11 protein-coding genes are annotated in these 18,463 nt (G+C 39.6%); 5 read left to right on the top strand and 6 right to left on the bottom strand.

All coding sequences use genetic code 11. The features are described 5' to 3' along the window. Positions 1-14: 14 nt before the first annotated feature. Positions 15-1,283, top strand: coding sequence for a vanadium-dependent haloperoxidase (locus AACZ73_RS09545; RefSeq protein WP_339877330.1), 1,269 nt, complete (start codon positions 15-17; stop codon positions 1,281-1,283). A 20-nt stretch (positions 1,284-1,303) separates the two neighbouring features. On the opposite strand, the gene AACZ73_RS09540 is transcribed toward AACZ73_RS09545, so the two are convergent. The 5 genes from AACZ73_RS09540 to AACZ73_RS09520 form a co-directional block, all read right to left on the bottom strand. After that, on the bottom strand, positions 1,304-2,143 hold the full coding sequence (locus tag AACZ73_RS09540; RefSeq protein WP_339877329.1) for an ROK family protein: 840 nt from the start codon (positions 2,141-2,143) through the stop codon (positions 1,304-1,306). Position 2,144: 1 nt separating this feature from the next. Next, positions 2,145-4,445, bottom strand: a complete 2,301-nt coding sequence (locus AACZ73_RS09535) for a GH92 family glycosyl hydrolase (protein ID WP_339877328.1) — start codon at positions 4,443-4,445, stop codon at positions 2,145-2,147. A 205-nt stretch (positions 4,446-4,650) separates the two neighbouring features. Then, the gene (locus AACZ73_RS09530) at positions 4,651-6,252 is read right to left on the bottom strand and encodes a SusD/RagB family nutrient-binding outer membrane lipoprotein (protein ID WP_339877327.1); all 1,602 of its coding nucleotides are present in this window, start codon (positions 6,250-6,252) and stop codon (positions 4,651-4,653) included. Position 6,253: 1 nt separating this feature from the next. Then, positions 6,254-9,319, bottom strand: coding sequence for a SusC/RagA family TonB-linked outer membrane protein (locus tag AACZ73_RS09525; RefSeq protein WP_339877326.1), 3,066 nt, complete (start codon positions 9,317-9,319; stop codon positions 6,254-6,256). A gap of 782 nt (positions 9,320-10,101) precedes the next feature. Continuing rightward, on the bottom strand, positions 10,102-12,264 hold the full coding sequence (locus AACZ73_RS09520) for a glutamine synthetase III (RefSeq protein WP_339877325.1): 2,163 nt from the start codon (positions 12,262-12,264) through the stop codon (positions 10,102-10,104). A 232-nt stretch (positions 12,265-12,496) separates the two neighbouring features. Between AACZ73_RS09520 and mtaB the strand changes: the two genes are divergently transcribed. From mtaB to AACZ73_RS09500, 4 genes are all read left to right on the top strand, one after another. Continuing rightward, the gene (gene mtaB, locus AACZ73_RS09515) at positions 12,497-13,816 is read left to right on the top strand and encodes a tRNA (N(6)-L-threonylcarbamoyladenosine(37)-C(2))-methylthiotransferase MtaB (RefSeq protein WP_339877324.1); all 1,320 of its coding nucleotides are present in this window, start codon (positions 12,497-12,499) and stop codon (positions 13,814-13,816) included. A gap of 61 nt (positions 13,817-13,877) precedes the next feature. Beyond that, positions 13,878-14,231, top strand: a complete 354-nt coding sequence (locus AACZ73_RS09510; protein WP_339877323.1) for a DUF805 domain-containing protein — start codon at positions 13,878-13,880, stop codon at positions 14,229-14,231. Between the two features lie 156 nt (positions 14,232-14,387). Further along, positions 14,388-16,397 (top strand): alpha-amylase family glycosyl hydrolase, encoded by a 2,010-nt coding sequence (locus AACZ73_RS09505; RefSeq protein WP_339877322.1) that lies wholly within the window; start codon positions 14,388-14,390, stop codon positions 16,395-16,397. A gap of 55 nt (positions 16,398-16,452) precedes the next feature. Next, a complete protein-coding gene (locus AACZ73_RS09500; protein WP_339877321.1) occupies positions 16,453-17,070 on the top strand; it encodes a DUF1801 domain-containing protein in 618 nt (205 codons plus the stop codon). Between the two features lie 59 nt (positions 17,071-17,129). On the opposite strand, the gene AACZ73_RS09495 is transcribed toward AACZ73_RS09500, so the two are convergent. Further along, positions 17,130-18,374 carry an ABC transporter permease gene (locus AACZ73_RS09495; protein ID WP_339877320.1) on the bottom strand — a complete coding sequence of 415 codons (1,245 nt, stop codon included), beginning with the start codon at positions 18,372-18,374 and terminating at the stop codon, positions 17,130-17,132. Positions 18,375-18,463 lie beyond the last annotated feature (89 nt).

Here is an 18,463-nt window from a genome sequence, read left to right as displayed (position 1 = left end):
GCTCAATCATTTACGTGTCTTTAGCAAAGCCAAAACCTGTTAATTGGCCTAAACATTACAGCGAACAGCTTTTTCACATTACAGAAGTAATGGTAACCGATGTAGCCAGTCCTCCAGTGGCTGCTAGAATATATGCCTATTCCAATCTTGCAGCCTACTTGATAGCTAAAGAATCCGGAAAAGGATTTGAAAACAGTGATATTTTAGGTCAGACTTATTTGACAGATTACAATTGGGATCTCCCTGATTCAGAGCTCAGCTCATCAGAGTTTGCAGCAATTTATGCCATGCTTAAAGTGGGTGAATCCATCATGCCTTCTGGCTATTTGCTGAAAGAAAGACAACAAGAATGGATTGATATCGCCATAAAAGGAAAAATTCTTTCTAAAAAGGAAATCCAAATGCATGTGGCCTATGCAGAATCCGTGGCCGCTAGTGTAATGGCTGTAGCCAAAAAAGATGGGTATCTCCAACTCTCTGCACTAACAAGATATACTCCGCAAAAAGGTGAAGGATTTTGGTACCCTACTCCACCTGCGTACATAGCTGCGATAGAACCAGAATGGCAAACAATACGACCATTCTTTATTAAAGATCTTGAAGCTTATGCTCCTGCCCCTATGGCACTATTTGACATGACTGAAGGAAGTCCCTTCCATAATCAGCTGATGGAGGTGTACACCACTACAAATGAACTAAATGATGAGCGTAAACTGATTGCTAACTTTTGGGATTGTAATCCATTCAAAGTGAAGTTTTCCGGTCATATGGCTATAGGAGTCAAAAAAATCTCACCAGGTGGACATTGGATGGGAATCACCGGAATAGCAACTCAGAAAGCCAAACTTTCATTTGCCGAAACTTCATACATTCACGCGCTGGTAGCCATGACTCTTCACGATGCATTTATATCCTGCTGGAAAGCTAAATATGACACCGACAGAATCAGACCTGAGACTGTCATCAATCAGAAGGTAGATCAGCGCTGGAGACCGTTGCTGCAGACACCCCCGTTTCCAGAGTATACTTCAGGACACTCGGTAATCAGCCGTGCATCCGCTGTAATACTAACAGGATACTTTGGTGACAACTTTGATTTTATAGATAGTTCTGAAACGTATTTTGGACTTCCTGAAAGACCTTTCCCTTCTTTCCTGTATGCCTCCGAGGAAGCTGCCATTTCAAGACTTTACGGCGGAATTCATTTTCGTGATGCCATAGAAAATGGCTTAGCCCAAGGGGAAAAGATTGGTGATATGATTTGGACAAAGGTCAATAAATAAGCCTTAAATACACCCAGGAGCTACAAACTAGCCCCGATCAAGGCGGACCTTTCTCCCAGCTCAGAGATATTAATCGGTACTGGATAGCCCATATTTTCTAAGTAGGATTGAGTAGCGGGTAGGAAATATTCACAAGCCAAGCTTATCTTGCCTCCAAGAACAACTCCTTCAGCCTTGTTTTCGACCAAATAGGGAAATAGGAATTCTCCAAGTGTACTTCCAAACGTCTCAAAAACCCTCCTGGAAATCTCAATATCAAACTCCTTATTCAGAAGATCCTTTACACCAGAGATTTCAAGCCCATAATTTTGTGCAACATACTTTTTAAACCAAGCCGTACCCAAGTAATCCTCTGATATTCCTTCCCTGAATGGTGCAGTCCACAGTTTTGCATCCTTTACAATATCCTGTGTTTTGATTGCTGAACCCAACCCAGTTCCCAATGTAATGCCAATGGAATTACCGAAATCTCTACCTGCACCGGCAAAGCTTTCTCCCAATAAAAACGCTTCAGCATCATTGGTGAATGAGATACGAGAAGATATAATTCCTAGGCTCTCGGCTAGCAAATTTTTCACTGAAAGCTGATACAATGATGCCATCTTGCCTTGGTCTTTAATTAAAGATATTCCTTTGCCATAATCATATGGTCCAGGCATTGCTATACCAATTTCAATATCAGTGGCATTTCCAGCTGCTTTTTTTATTATTTCTGACCAAGCTGAAATGATAGATTCCTTAGAGCCGAATGTATCTACATCTGCTTCATGAAAATCTTGAAATTCAGCTGAATTTGATCCCAGGTAAATTTTGGCTGCGGAGATATGAGATCCGCCTATATCTACTCCTATTAACTCCATATTAGTCTACGAGGCTTAGAGAAAATGGCTTAGAACTTTCCGATACTCCTCTAGTCTTATTCGGCTCGCCTACCATGTCAAAGGTTAACTTGGCTCCTTTGCGCAGTTCCTGATACTTTAAAAAGTTTTTATCATAGTTGCTACCGTTCCATGTCACCGAATTGATATATCTATTTTCAGCAGAATTTGAAGGAGCAGAGATTTCTATATCATTGCCATTGGATAGATGAATCTTAGCATTTTGAAAGAGTGGAGCTCCTATCACATATTCATCTGACGCTGGAGTCACTGGATAAAAACCCAAAGCGGAAAAAACGTACCATGCCGAGGTCTGCCCATTATCCTCGTCTCCACAATAACCATCCGGCGTAGGCTGATACATTCTGTTCAACGTTTTCCTTACCCAGTATTGGGATTTCCACGGCTGCAAAGCATGATTATACAAATATATCATGTGCTGTATCGGCTGGTTACCATGAGCATATTGACCCATTTGGGCAACTTGCATTTCTCTTATCTCATGGATAACGAAGCCATAGTAGCTGTCTTCAAAAGTGGGAGGGCTAGAAAATACTGTATCTAACTTATCAGCAAAGGCTTTTTCCCCACCCATCAAATTAACCAGTCCTTCAATGTCCTGAAATACCGACCAAGTATAATGCATAGAATTTCCCTCTGTAAAAGCATCACCCCATTTCACAGGATTGAAAGGAGACTGGAAACTTCCATCTTCATTTTTCCCACGCATCCAGCCTACAGTAGGATCGTATAGCTTTTTATAATTCATCGCTCTCTCCTTGTAAAGATCAATTTCAGCTTTGGGTTTATTGAGCTTTTTGGCCAATTGATAAATAGTAAAGTCATCATAAGAATACTCCAGTGTGCGTGCCGCATTTTCATTGATTTCTACATCGTAAGGCACGTAACCCAGTTTATTGTAATATTCCGCTCCTGCCCGACCCACTGCTGTCAAAGGTCCGGAATGGTTTGCTCCATGCTTTAGTGCTTGATACAATGTTTCAATATCGTAGTCATAATCCTCTCCTATTTTCAAATAGGCATCAGCCACCACAGAAGCAGAATTATTTCCTACCATGACGTTTCTTAAACCTGGGCTTCCCCACTCGGGCAGCCAACCTCCTTCTTTGTATGCATTTGCCAGACCCATTTGGATCTCAGCATTGATTTCAGAATAAACCAAATTAAGCAAAGGAAAAAGTGCTCTGAACGTATCCCAAAAGCCAGTGTCAGTATACATATATCCCTTTTCCACTTTGCCATTATATGGACTGTAATGCACCACATCTCCCGATGCATCTATTTCATAAAATTTCCTTGGAAAAAGCAATGAGCGATACAAACTTGTATAAAACATCTCCATCTGAGCCACAGACCCACCACTAACTTCAATTTTGCCTAATTGCTCATTCCATGCAGTTCGTCCCTTACTTCTTAGCTCCTCAAAATCCGCATTTCCCAATTCTTTTAAATTTAGAACTGCCTGCTCAGGACTGATAAATGAGGATGCTATTTTGATGTTCACCTGGAAGGATTCTGAATTCTTTCCAAAACCAATTAGAGCTCCAACGTGGTTGGCATTTGCTGTTAAATTTTCACTGGAGACAGAATCTGCGAATGTCTGAGCTAATGAAAAGTCCTTATCGAATTCCAGCACGAAGTAATTTTTAAAATTGTCAGGAACCCCACCTGAGTTTTTGGTAGAATAACCGAAAATTCGATTATTGGCTTTATCAATGGTAACCTCAGATCCGTTGTCAAAAGCGTCCAAAACAAATGAAGCTTCCATATTCCCCGGATAAGTAATCCTAAAAAGTGCTGCTCTTTCTGTAGGTGTAAGTTCTACATTGACATTATAATCGGCTAAGAAAACTTGATAGTAATTTGGTTCTACCGTTTCGGCCTTATGAGAATACCAAGAGGCTCTTTCGTCTTGATCAAACACCGGCTTTCCAGTCATAGGCATAATGGAAAACTGGCCGTAGTCATTCATCCAAGGTGACGGCTGATGCGTCTGTTTGAATCCACGGATTTTTTCATCCCCATATTTGTACATCCAACCATCTCCCATCTTTCCTGTTTGAGGGGACCAAAAATTCATCCCCCAAGGCAAAGCAATTGCTGGATAAGTATTCCCGTTGGAAAACTCAGGTCTGGAATCAGTGCCAACAATAGGCAGGGCAAAGTCAACTAATTCTCTAGATTCCGTAGCAGTGATTTTTTGGGCAAAAAGCCCGAATTGTATGCACAGCAAAAGTGCAACAGTGGCAATAATAGGTCTCATTAAACAAATTTTTTATCTCGGCCCCAAACTTACTAATCAATTCTCAGAGTCAACAGCAGAAATATACATGTTATATAAAATTCCAATATTCGAAAAAAGGCAATAATCATCACCTATGTAATGAAGAAATAACAAAAAAGAGGTTTTGAACTTAATCAAAACCTCTTCTTATATACTACTAATTATTCAATCTCACTACTATCAATTAATTGGAAGCATCCCACCAAACATTGTTTATCCATGTATCTCCACCCATGTTAGAAATAGCATTTGCCAATCCTTGTGGATTAGTTGTACTTTCTGAAGCTGGATACAATTGTCTTCTTGGAATCTGGCCTGAGGAGAAATTACCTGAATAATTCACAGAAGTCAATTCAGGATAACCTGATCTTTTCCAGTTGTTCCAAGATTCTACGAAATTTGCGAAAACACCAGTAGTAGCCCAGATTTGCTCATTAATCATCTTAAGGGAAGCTTCAGAGCTACTTACATCCAAAGGATTTGCTGTGGCAAATGTAGCAGCAGCAGCCGGAGAAATACTTGATCCTCCGAATTTACCGATAGACACTAGGGCTCCCTGCAAACCTGCAGAATAATAAGAGGAAGCAGATCCTGAAACAGAATATCCTCTTGCAGCAGCATCAGCTAACAAAAACTGAATCTCAGCATACGTCAAAATGAAAACTGGCGCATCTCTATCTCTGTAGATGGCAGTAGGTCTTGAATATTTGCCTATCGGTGATATATCTCCACCAGTACCTGTAGCACCAGGATAGCCTGGAGCATTGGTAATATCAGTCGATCCACCTCTTAGGTCATAGCCATTTGGCATTCCTATCTGGGCACTTGGATCATTATTGCCAACAGCAGTACCTCTATTTGCAGCTAAACCAGCCAAAGGTATTTCTGCGATAACTGAAAGACGGGGATCATTGTCTGATTTAAGGAAATCAATCAATTTATCAGACCAACGAACTTCATAGATATCATCAGTTACATTTAGCGCATTTGCGCTGGAGTTAGCATATCCATTCGCTTGATCTGACACCAATACTGCCTCATCATCTGTAGAAGTAAAGACTCCACCGGCCACGGCTTTTTGTACATAGGATTGTGCTGTGGAAGGATCCACTTCAACTAATCTCATTGCCATACGCAACATGATAGAATAGCCTAGCTTTCTCCATTTAGTCAGGTCACCGCCATACAGCACATCATTTTTGATTTGATCACCTGATTCGTTAATAGAAGAAAGAGCAGTTTCAAGTTCAGAAAGCATTGCCATATAGGCATCTGACTGTGAATCATACTTTGGCTGCGTGATACCGTCCTCAGCCTGCAAAGCTTCCGAGTAAGGTAGATCTCCATAAATATCGGATACAAAAGAAAGAGTAAGTACTTTCCAGATACTACCTACAGCTACCAAATTAGTAAGGCCTTTTTCCTCAGCCAGGGCCTGCATTTGATAAACTCTGGAAGCGGTAGAATAGCCATCATTCCAAACACTTTGGATATAACTATTCGTACTTCCTGATGCCACATACTTATCTGCATTAGAGTAATAGTTTGCACCCCCCGTAGAAGTGGAAGCCATCACTTGCACCCACATACTTTGGAAAAGTATTGCTCCGGTGTATCCGGTCATCATGTTTCCATAATTGTAGGAAACTGTGGGAAGAATTAGGTTTGGATCGAATACACCTCCGTCCGCACGGTTAGGATCTGTATTGATATCTGCAAAATCTCCATCGCAGCTCGATGCTGCCAATAAAATTCCCGTAAGAAATATGCTAATATATTTTTTCATATTAATTCAATTTGAAATTAAGGTTAAACCCAAAAGATCTAGTGCTAGGAAGGTTACCACCTTCAATACCTGTGTAGTTAATATTTGAACCAAAACTAGCCTCAGGATCGATATTCTTCGCTTTACGCATTAAGAATGCTAGGTTTCTTCCCACAAGTGAAACACTCAGGCCTTTCAAAACTGGTGTATTTCCAAACCACTTAGATGGCAAGGAATATCCAAGAGTCAACTGTCTTAACTTGATAAAATCACCATCAACCACACTAGTGCTTGTCACATTTTGAGCTAAAGCTCTATAGTAGTTTTCTGCAGTTGCTGTCACTCCACCATTTGTCACTCCATCTTCTCTACCTTCAAGTGTAATTTTATTAAGTCCTCTGAAGGTCGAATAGAATTCTGTGGCAGAAAGAACCTTATTGCCATAGTTGTAATCAATCAAGAAGGAGAAGCTAATGCCTTTATAGTTAAACTCGTTATTCCAGCCACCATATAGAGTAGGCAATACTGTTCCCATGCTGATCAATTCACCACGTACAGGTAATCCTGCCTCATCCACTTGAATGCTTCCATCGGTATTGTAAGCGTAATCGTAAGCTCTGATTTGAGGACCAGATTCACCCACTACGTATGCAGTCACTGCGTTACCAAGTGTAGCTCTGTTCTGACCTAGGTTAATAGGATTATTATTTGGATCCGTGCTTAGTATCTCATTTTTCACTTTAGATAAGTTGAATGAAGTCTTCCAAGTAAAGTTTGTGGTTTGTACAGGTGTTCCTGTTACCAATACTTCCAAACCTTTGTTGCTGGTGGATCCAGTTGCCACGACAGAACTATTGAAACCTGAAGTAATACTTAAATTAGCATTCATAATTTCATTGTGCGTCTCTTTCTCGTAATAAGCGATATCAAACCCTAAGCGATTATTGAAAAAGCTAAGGTCAACACCGAATTCCATTTCACTGGTAGTAAACGGCTTGAGGTTCAAGTTAGGAAGAGAAGTTGGAGAAGAACCTGCCGGTACACCATTGTAAGAGTTTGCTGAACTGTAATAGAAGGTGCTTTGATAAGCATTAAAAGGCTCTCCACTAGTTACCGCGTACGATGCTCTTACTTTACCAAAATCAAGAGCAGGCATATCTATCAATTGATCGAATACAAATGCAGCTGCAACTGAAGGTGAGAAGATGCTGTTATTATCTGTAGGTAATGTACTATACACATCATATCTACCAGTAGTGGTCAATGTCAGGATGTTGTTATACCCTATACCAACAGAGTAGTATCCAGAGTGCACTTCACGCTCATTAAAATCATATGATCTGGAGAATGTCTCCACGTTAAACGGTGAGTACAAGTAAGGTAAAACAAAACGACTTCCCCCTACTCCTACAGATTCATATTTGTTATTTCGCATGTTTGCACCTGCAAGGATATCCAGATTAAGTTTCTCAGTTAGATCAAACTTACCACCTAAAATTCCATCAATATTTGTCTCTGATCTCTGAGATTGACCACGTCCATTAAGGTTACCTTTCAAGTCTGCTGAATAAGCAAGTCCATAAGGATCTACGCTGAAGAAATCATCATTAGAAGCATCATTACCCAATCTGATCATCGCGAATATATCTTTGGTGAAGCTATATTTGGTAGATATTGCTGAAATAGTACGCTTTCTACCAAGATCATTGATGCCTTGATTTACCACAAAATAAGGGTTAGTCACATAAATATCATCACTGAATACTGTTTCTGCACCTGTATCTGGATTATATCCAGGAGCAAAAATGCTTTGACTGATATTAGGTGCTAGAAGTAAGAAGTTATTAGGATTTTTTGGTCCATCACTTAAGAATGGAACATTTGAAGACTTCTGATCAATATAATTGACCATAGCAGTTACATTCAATTTATCCGTAATATTTTGCTCCACATTTAAATTTACAGTCAATCGATCTACGCCACTGTTGGGAACAATAGATTTAGAGTCAAGATTGGAAACCGACATTCGGAAAGATCCATCAGTTCCTAATCCTTTAGCAATTGAAACCGTATTGGTGAAATTTGATCCCGTTCTGTAAAAATCAATGTAACGGTCATTTGAAGGAGAATAAGGATATTGATTACCGTCAAATCCTATCACTGAACTACCGTCCATTACCGCACCCCAAGACAATCTACCTGTAGATTGTGCATCCACTGCAGTTGTAGGTTTTACACCTCCAGTACCTTGGCCGTATACTTCCTGAAAATCTGTGAAATCCACAGGATTTTCAGCCATATAGTTCATTGTATAATTTAAAGACCAATCACCACCTTTTGCACCTTTCTTAGTAGTGATCAAGATTACACCGTTTGATGCTCTGGATCCGTAAAGTGCAGATGCAGCCTGACCTTTCAAAACAGTCATAGTTTCGATATCGTCAGGACTTAAATTCCCTATACCATCACCACTATCACCGCCACCCCATTCACCGGCAGCTCCTCTTTGGCTGTTATCCATCGGGATACCATTGATTACATACAAAGGAGAGCCAGTACCACTGATACTTGGAAGACCTCTTAGAGTAATTTTGGAAGTTCCGCCCGGACCACTGTTCGTACCCTTTACTACCAAACCTGCCACACGTCCTGCGAGAGAGTTCGCCACGTTAGTTTCTCGGGCTGTTGTTAAGGATTCGCTCCCTACTTGGGTTACTGAATAGCCCAACGTTTCCTTGTCTTTACTTATACCCAAAGCAGTAACAACTACTTCAGATAATTCACTGGCGTCTTCGCTCAGTACGACATTCAATTCAGTTCTATTGCCTACCGGAATCTCCTGAGAAGCAAATCCGATAAACGAAAAGACCAAGACTGAACTTGAACTTACAGAAATCGAGTACTCACCATCGATATTCGTGGTGGTACCTGTCTGGTTACTCTTGTCTAAAATAGTAACTCCAGGCATGGGTAACCCATCTGTGTCTGCCGTTACTACTCCTTTCAAGACTCTACTCTGACCTTGTGCTAATTGCACTGCGCATAGCATAAACCCCAGAGCAAAAGCAATTGATAAAACTTTTCTCATAGCTGGTAATTTATAGTTTGAACTAATTTAATTGGGTATTTTTTTTACTAGGTTATTTTGTGCCTTAAACACTTAGGGCTTTAAAAGTGGGGAAGTATTCACGAAATATATAATGGTCAATCTAAGCGAATAGGGAATAATATTATTTGGTAACCTGTATTATCTAAGTATTAATTCTAGTGGAGTAAAGCTAAAAATTTCATAAACTATTCAAAAACAATTCTGTAATTTTTTATAAAAAAACATAGGCCATTCTATAATTTTTTTCAAGAAGATAATCGCTTGAACAAAATGATTTGAAAAAATATTTACCTAAAATCCCTCCCTGTTTCTATTTGTTCTTGATAAAGTATAATAATAGTATATAAACATTTCATAATGAACACAAAAAGCTTTTCCAGTCCAAGAATCATTATTAACTAAAAAATTGAATGAGAATGTATATTTAGTTCATTTCAAAGAATACTATTTAATAACACTATCCAGTGTTAAAATCACTACGTAATTCTCATTTGAATGCTTGCCACATCTTTTAACAAACACTACTATGAGGATAAATTTTGCAGATCAATACTTTAATGATTTGAAATAATGGATCAGTAAATAGCTTTTTAGTATATTCTCTTAATCTTTAAGTTAATTAGTTGTTAAAATAAGGGTAGACTAACATATTAATTGTTTAAAAATTTTATTTCTCTTTATGAGAGTTTGCTTAAATAAAAGAATTCGAAAAAAAAAGCCATCCTTTTCAGAATGGCTTTTTACTATATACTTGTAATAGCTTATCTAAGAAAAAGCATTTCGCGGTACTTCACTAATGGCCAAGATTCATCATCTACCAGAAGTTCCAATTTATCTACTGCATATCTAATTTTATCAAAGTAAGCTTCCTTCACTTCAGTTTGATAACCTTTAGCCATTTTCACGATATCCTCCTCTTTGTTCAACTTCTTACGTGCTTCTATCATCGCCGTGATATTTGCTTTCAAAGACTCAATATGTGTAGCTACTTCTTTGATCGTTTCAACAGCTGCTGTATGATCCAAACCAAGACCTTTTAGGCCATTTGCATTCTGGATAATCTTGTTTTGATAAAGAATAGCTGTAGGAATAATATGATTCAAGGCCAAATCACCCATTACTCTTCCTTCTATCTGAACTTTCTTAATGAAGTTTTCCAACATTATTTCATGGCGGGCGTGAACCTCGATACCATTCATTACATTATGTCTTTCGAAAAGTTCTTTCGTTGCTTTTGTAGCATACACGTCCAATGCCAAAGGAGTTGACTTCAAGTTGGACAAGCCTCTTTTTTCAGCCTCGTTAGCCCATTCCTCAGAATAACCGTCACCTTCGAATCTCACTTTCTTGCTATCCTTGATGTACTTTCTCAATACATTGACGATTGCAATTTTCTTTTCCTTACCAGCGCTCATTTCCTTCTCGATGTCTTTTGCCATCTCAGTCAGCACGTCAGCGACAATTACGTTCAGCACAGTCATTGGTCCAGCCACGTTAGCCTGAGATCCTACTGCACGGAATTCAAATTTGTTACCAGTGAAAGCAAATGGAGAAGTTCTATTTCTATCTGTGTTGTCAAGGATGATTTCAGGAATCTTGGAGATACCTAATTTCATATACATATTATCACCCTTTTCAATTTTGATATTTCCGTTTTTCTCAAGCTCATTCAAAACTTCGGTAAGAGTAGCGCCCAAGAAAGTAGAGATAATTGCAGGAGGAGCTTCATTGGCACCAAGACGGTGATCATTACCTGCAGAAGCTATACTAGCTCTCAATAAGTCAGAGTGATCGTAAACCGCTTTAATAGTTGCAACCAAGAAAGTAAGGAACTGAAGATTTTCTCTTGCAGAATTACTTGGCTGGAAAAGGTTAACTCCCGTGTCAGTAATCAAAGACCAGTTATTATGCTTTCCGCTTCCGTTTACTCCAGCAAATGGTTTCTCGTGAAGAAGTACTTTCAATTCATGTCTTTCAGCCACTTTTTCCATCACATCCATCAACAGTTGGTTGTGATCGGTAGCTTTGTTGATTTCTTCGAACAAAGGAGCAACTTCAAACTGACCTGGAGCTACCTCATTGTGTCTTGTCATAACAGGAATTCCCAACTTCAGTGCTTCATTTTCGAAGTCTACCATGAAGTCTTTAACTCTAGTTGGGATGGAACCGAAATAGTGATCATCCAATTGCTGACCTCTAGCTGGGCTATGTCCGAAAACAGTTCTACCAGCCATTACCAAGTCAGGTCTTGCTGCGAAAAGAGCCTTATCAATTACAAAATATTCTTGCTCTACACCTAAAGAAGGCTGCACTTTTCTAACGTTTCTGTCAAACAATTGACAGATGGTAACCGCGGCCTCATTGATTGCTTCGATTGACTTCAAAAGCGGGGTTTTGTAATCCAGTGCTTCACCTGTGTAAGACACAAAGATAGTAGGGATACAAAGGGTGTTCTCAAAGATAAAAATCGGAGAGGTTGGGTCCCAAGCAGTATATCCTCTAGCTTCAAAAGTAGAACGGATACCACCGTTAGGAAAAGAAGATGCATCTGGCTCTTGCTGAACTAACGCAGATCCCTTGAATTTCTCAAGACCACCTAGCGCATCAAAAAACGAATCATGCTTCTCCGCAGTAGATCCTGTCAATGGCTGAAACCAGTGTGTATAATGCGTCACACCTTTGGACAGTGCCCAAGTTTTAACTGCTGATGCTACTTCTTCGGCAGTAGACGCATCTATCTTGGTTCCTTTGTCAATTGCCTCCATTACTCTTTTATATGCTGAAGGAGCCAAAGAAACTTTCATTTGAGAAGCTCCAAAGGTATTGGTACCAAAAAAGTCTGAGATTTTAGGGGACGGTGCCTTTACAGTTACTCGCTGTCTGGTCTGCACCATTGCTAAGGCTTGTTGTCTGAGTGTTGCCATTTCTACAATTTGTGGTTTAAAATTATACTCACAAAAATAGAAAAATATGTATGCGAAAATGCTTTTGACAGATTTTTGACCTTAATTTTCAAAAAAATTACACTTTTTTCAATAATTCATCGTAAAAAGGCACCGTTTTCAGAGAAAAACTAAGATATATTGAATAAAATTGGAGAATTGAAAACAAGAGAAGATTAATTACCTTTGCATTCTCATTGTCAGAAGCGTAATTGTGAAAAAAGTAGCCTATTATACACTAGGATGTAAGCTAAATTTCTCCGAAACCTCTACTATTAGTCGCCAATTTGAAGAAAAAGGCTATCTAAAAGTTGATTTTCATGAAAATCCCGACATTTTCATCATCAACACCTGCTCGGTAACAGAGAATGCTGATAAGAAGTGTAAAAAAATAGTAAAGGAGGCTAAAAAGATTTCGCCTAATTCCTACGTTACTATTATCGGCTGCTATGCTCAACTGAAGCCAAAAGAAATTTCGGAAATTGAGGGAGTTGATGCAGTACTTGGAGCAGCTGAGAAATTCCGTCTAATTGAGCTTTTGGACGATTTTGCTGCAGTCCAGGAAACCAAAGTCCTGGCTTCAGAGATTCAGGAAGCAACTGTCTTTAATAATGCATTTTCGATCAATGATCGCACGAGAACTTTCCTTAAAGTCCAAGATGGTTGCAACTATGGCTGTGCATTTTGCACTATCCCACTTGCCCGCGGCAAGAGTAGAAGTAATACAATAGAAAGCGTGCTCCAGTCTGCTAGAGAAATTGCTGCAACTGGTGTAAAAGAAATTGTGTTGACTGGAGTGAATATTGGTGACTTCGGAATCGTAGACGGCAAAAGAAACGAGCGATTTGCAGATTTGGTCTATGCACTTGATGAAGTGGAAGGAATCAATAGGCTAAGAATTTCATCCATTGAGCCAAACTTGCTTACCAACGAGATCATCAGCTTTGCAGCGCAATCAAAGCGTTTTGTTCCACATTTCCATGTCCCTTTACAATCAGGTTCCAATACCATTTTGAGGAAAATGGGTAGAAGATACCTTCGTGAACTCTATATTGATCGAGTGAACAAAATCAAAACATTGATGCCACATGCCTGCATCGGGGTAGATGTGATTGTAGGTTTTCCGGGTGAGACAGATGAGCTTTTTATTGAAACATACAATTTCCTCAATGAACTGGACATTTCCTATCTGCACGTATTCACCTACTCTGAGCGGGCAAATACGCGCGCTGCAGAAATGGATGAGGTGGTTCCGATGAAAAAGAGAAACGAACGCTCGAAAATGCTCCGAATTTTATCTGAGAAAAAGAGAAGGAAATTCTACACTGAAAATTTAGGAGAGACATTCACTGTTCTTTTCGAAGAAGACATTGAGGACGGTAAGATTCATGGCTTCACAGAAAATTACATTCGTGTGGCTGCCAAATACGATCCAATGCTGATCAATGAACTGAAGCTCGTGACGCTTGATCAAATTAATGATAAAGGAAATGTCGAAGTGCTGGAACCTGAAATGGTTTACGAAAAGCACTAAGCAAAATTCGATTTTATCAAGGGAGGGTTAAACAACTTAATCATAAGCTTGTTGTTAAAGTATGACCTCTATATTCAAACCCGAAGGAAGAATCACCAGAAGGATGTATTTGGTGATGTTTATCATCTTTTATTTCATTAATATCCTCTGCCTGATGATCATATGGGATAGTTTCCACAGTCAATCATGGGCAGTATTCTATGCAGCCTTAGTAGTTCTTGTAGCATCCATCTGCATATTGTTGGTTCAAGCGATCAAAAGACTACATGACATAGGCCTCGATTGGAAATACTCTTTATATTTATTGATTCCACCTCCACTCAACTTTATCGGTTTTATATGGCTTGCTGCCAAAAAAGGCCAAGATGGTGAAAATGAGTATGGACCCGATCCAAGAAAAACTGATGTCATTTAAATCCCATTAGACATATTCGCCAAAAAAATGAAATCTGTAGAAAGAGTAATTTTTCTACCGCTTTTCTTTTTGTCAAAGAGAAAATATCAGTAAAGTGAAAGTAATGCGATTTTCCACCTACATTTTTCTAAATTCAAATCAGAAAAAAAACTATAAGTGGAAGATTCAAATAAAATCGCATTAGTTCGACAAGAACCTTGGCTTTCTCAATACGAACCACAAATCCAGCGAAGATTTGATCGATATCAGGAGGCAATTCACGAAATCAATAATTTCAGTGGAAATATTCTTGAGTACGCTTCAGCCCATACTTATTATGGGATACATTTCGATCCGTGGAGAAAAGGTTGGGTATATCGGGAATGGGCTCCCGCAGCCAATCAACTTAGCTTTTTTGGCGACTTCAATAATTGGAATAGGGGTTCACATCCCATGAAGAAAAGTCCTCGTGGTGACTGGGAGATTTTTTTACCGTATGAGCAATACAAAGACAATTTCATTCACGGAAGTAGAGTAAAGGTTCACATAATAGCTGAGAATGGCGCATTGGATCGAATTCCCGCTTACATCAGACGTGTAATACAGGATGAGAACACGCATGATGTTGCAGGTCAACTTTGGTTTGCCGAGGATTTCAAATGGACAGATGAGTCTTTCACCACCGAGAAAAGTGTCGCACAGCCGCTTATATACGAATGTCACATTGGCATGTCCCAAGAGAAACTTGGTGTAGGCACCTATCTTGAATTTGAAGAATTGACACTTCCGAGGATAAAGGCTGCCGGCTACAATACTATTCAGATGATGGCTGTAATGGAACATCCCTACTATGGTTCATTCGGGTATCATGTTTCCAATTTTTTTGCACCAACCTCCAGGTTTGGATCTCCGGAAGAATTAAAGTCACTGGTTAATAAGGCACATGAAATGGGCATAGCAGTGGTCATGGATATCGTCCACTCACATGCAATCAAAAATGTAAATGAAGGATTAAATGAGTTTGACGGAAGCGACCACCAGTATTTCCATCCTGGGGACCGAGGCAATCATGAAGCTTGGGATTCAAAAGTCTTCGATTACTCCAAGCGGGAAGTACAGCAGTTCTTACTTTCCAATATCAGATATTGGCTAGAAGAATTTCACTTTGATGGTTTTCGATTCGATGGAGTCACGTCGATTATGTATCACCACCACGGTCTGTTTATGGATTTTCATTCGGCAGACCTGTATTTTGACCAGAATGTAGACGAAGATGCTGTGCTTTACCTGCAACTGGCCAATACTCTAATTCATGCATTAAGACCCGAGAGTATTTCAATTGCCGAGGACATGAGTGGAATGCCTGGACTAGCACGGCCGATTGAAGATGGTGGTATTGGATTCGATTTCCGAATGGCGATGGGAGTACCTGATTTTTGGATCAAAACACTCAAACATAAACAAGATGAGGAATGGGACATGTTTGAGCTTTGGCATCAACTCACTAACAGACCCGGGGCAGAACGATCCATCGGCTATGCAGAAAGTCATGATCAAGCCTTAGTAGGAGACCAAACCCTGGCTTTCAGATTGATGGACAAGGAGATGTATTTTTCTATGTCACTTCTTCAGCAAAACCTTATCGTAGATCGTGGGATAGCACTCCATAAGCTTATCCGGTTGATCACCCTTACATTGGGCGGAGAAGGATATCTGAATTTTATGGGCAATGAATTTGGCCATCCAGACTGGGTAGACTTTCCAAGGGAGGGAAATAATTGGAGCTACATGCATGCACGCCGCCAATGGTCGTTGGTCGATGATCCTCTATTAAGATATGGTCAAATGGACGCCTGGGACAAAGCCATCATCAAACTTGCAGATGAATACCAACTCTTAGCTTCAGCACCTGCTCAACAGCTCTATTTGGATCCTGATAAAAAAATACTGGCTTATGAGAGGTCAGGACTGATTTTCGTATTTTCTTTCCACCCTACAGAATCATACTTCGGACTACCGATTCATGTCAAAAAAGTTGGGGAATATAAGATCTTACTTAATTCTGACGAAAAGATATTTAGCGGATTTGAGAGATTAGATGAAGAGGTAATCTATCCTACTGACGAACATCAGAGTATAAAATTATACGTGCCAAACCGGACAGTATTAGTTCTGGAAGAGATTTAGATATGGATAATTAATTGAAAGGAAATTTTTTAATTATTGAAATCATATTTAACGGATGAATACTTCTGCTGATGCATATTTCAAAGAAGGATGTGGCCGCTGTCCACTTGGTGGCACTCTAGACTGTAAAGTCAACAACTGGAAACAGGAGCTAGAGATTCTCCGGAAAATTATCCTTGAATGTGGCTTAATTGAAGAATCGAAATGGGGCGTACCATGCTACACTTACCAAAACCATAATATTCTTGTCCTCTCTGCATTCAAAGATTATGCTTCAGTAAGCTTTTTCAAGGGAGCTTTGTTAAATGACTCTCAAAAAATCCTAAGCAAACCAGGCGAAAACACCCAAGCTGCCAGGCTCATCAAGTTTACCAACACAGCGGAGGTAAAAGAAATGAAACCAATCCTGAAAGCTTATATTTTTGAAGCAATCGAAGTGGAAAAGGCTGGACTTAAAGTAGAATTTGAGAAAAAGCCAGAACCAATCCCTGAAGAGCTTCAACAAAAACTGGAAGAAAATCCAAATTTCAAGATAGCTTTTGAAAACTTGACTCCCGGTAGACAACGGGGTTACATTATTTATTTCTCGGCACCCAAGCAATCCAATACTTGGTATAATAGAATAGAAAAATTCCTACCGAAAATCCTTGATGGAAAAGGAATGAATGATTAAAACTGAAAAAGCCTTTGATGGAAACTATCAAAGGCTTTTTCATTTCTATATTTAGGCGACTACTCGTACCTCAAAGATTCTATTGGATCCAATTTCGATGCTTTGAATGCTGGGAAATATCCTGACAATAATCCTACAACAATACAGATCAAAAATGCAAGGAACATCCACATCCACGGAATCAAAAATCCTCCTACTCCAATCACCAAAGCTATTATATTCCCTATGGTGATACCTAAAATCACTCCCATAACTCCACCTAATACGCAGATCATGATTGCCTCCATCAAAAATTGCTGTCTGATTCTAAGTGGTGTTGCTCCCAATGCTTTTCTGATTCCGATTTCACGGGTTCGTTCCGTCACTGAAACGAGCATTATGTTCATAAGACCTATAGAGGCTCCCAAAAGGGTGATAAAACCTATACCAAATCCTCCCATTCTAAGATAACCAGCTACTTCTTCCAAGCTTTCTGCTACGGACTCACTTTTTGTCAAATCAAACGAATCTTCCTGAGCAACTCTATCTTGGCGAATTTCTCTCATCATTCCAATAGCCTGCCCCATTTCATAATCTATCCGCTCTGGTCCTGATGCCACACCAGTAACGTTATAATTAAAATTGCCCATCTGATCCAGGCGGCTAGCATTTTCTATAGGAAGCAAAATCTGTCTATCAGCTCCGGAATCTTGCCCTACTCCACCCTGCTCTTCCAAAACGCCCACTATCGTATAAGGACGTCCTAAAACAATGATTTTTTGGTTTAATGGATCTTCATTGGACTCAAAAAGTGTCGTGCCCAGTTCCTTACCTATAATGCACACATTATATCCATTTTGCACTTCCATACTTGTGAAGTTTCGCCCGAACTCAAGCTTCATCGCTTTAATGCTAAGATAGTTTTCATCTCCCCCTCTCACACGAACATTCGGGTTGGTTGTTTTTGATCCTCTTTTGATCTCGGCAGATCCAGTCACAGAAACGAATACTGTAGAAATACCTACACTATTATATTTCTCTTTGAAATTCATGACCTCGCGAAAAGTGAGTTTAGGATAGGTCTTTTCAGTCTTTCCGTCCTGAATAGCGCGTCCACCACTGAAACCTTTATTTCTGATATCAAAAGAATTAGCGCCCAAACCTGAAAAGCTTTCAGCAATTTGGGTTTTGATTCCATCAATAGCGGTCAGCATACCTACCAGCGACGATATACCGATTGCTATGATCGCGCCTGTTAGAATTGTTCGCAATAAGTTTACTTTGACGGAACGTGTTGCTTCCCGTACATTTTCGATCAAATTCATAGTGTGTTCATATTAGAACGTCTTTCCAGGATAAATGCACCTAGGTAAGTCAATTATAAATAATTAAGGTGAAAATGACTATTAAGCAA

It is taken from the genome of uncultured Algoriphagus sp. (assembly GCF_963974835.1).
Classification (GTDB): domain Bacteria; phylum Bacteroidota; class Bacteroidia; order Cytophagales; family Cyclobacteriaceae; genus Algoriphagus.
This window is presented reverse-complemented; position numbering and strand designations above follow the sequence as displayed.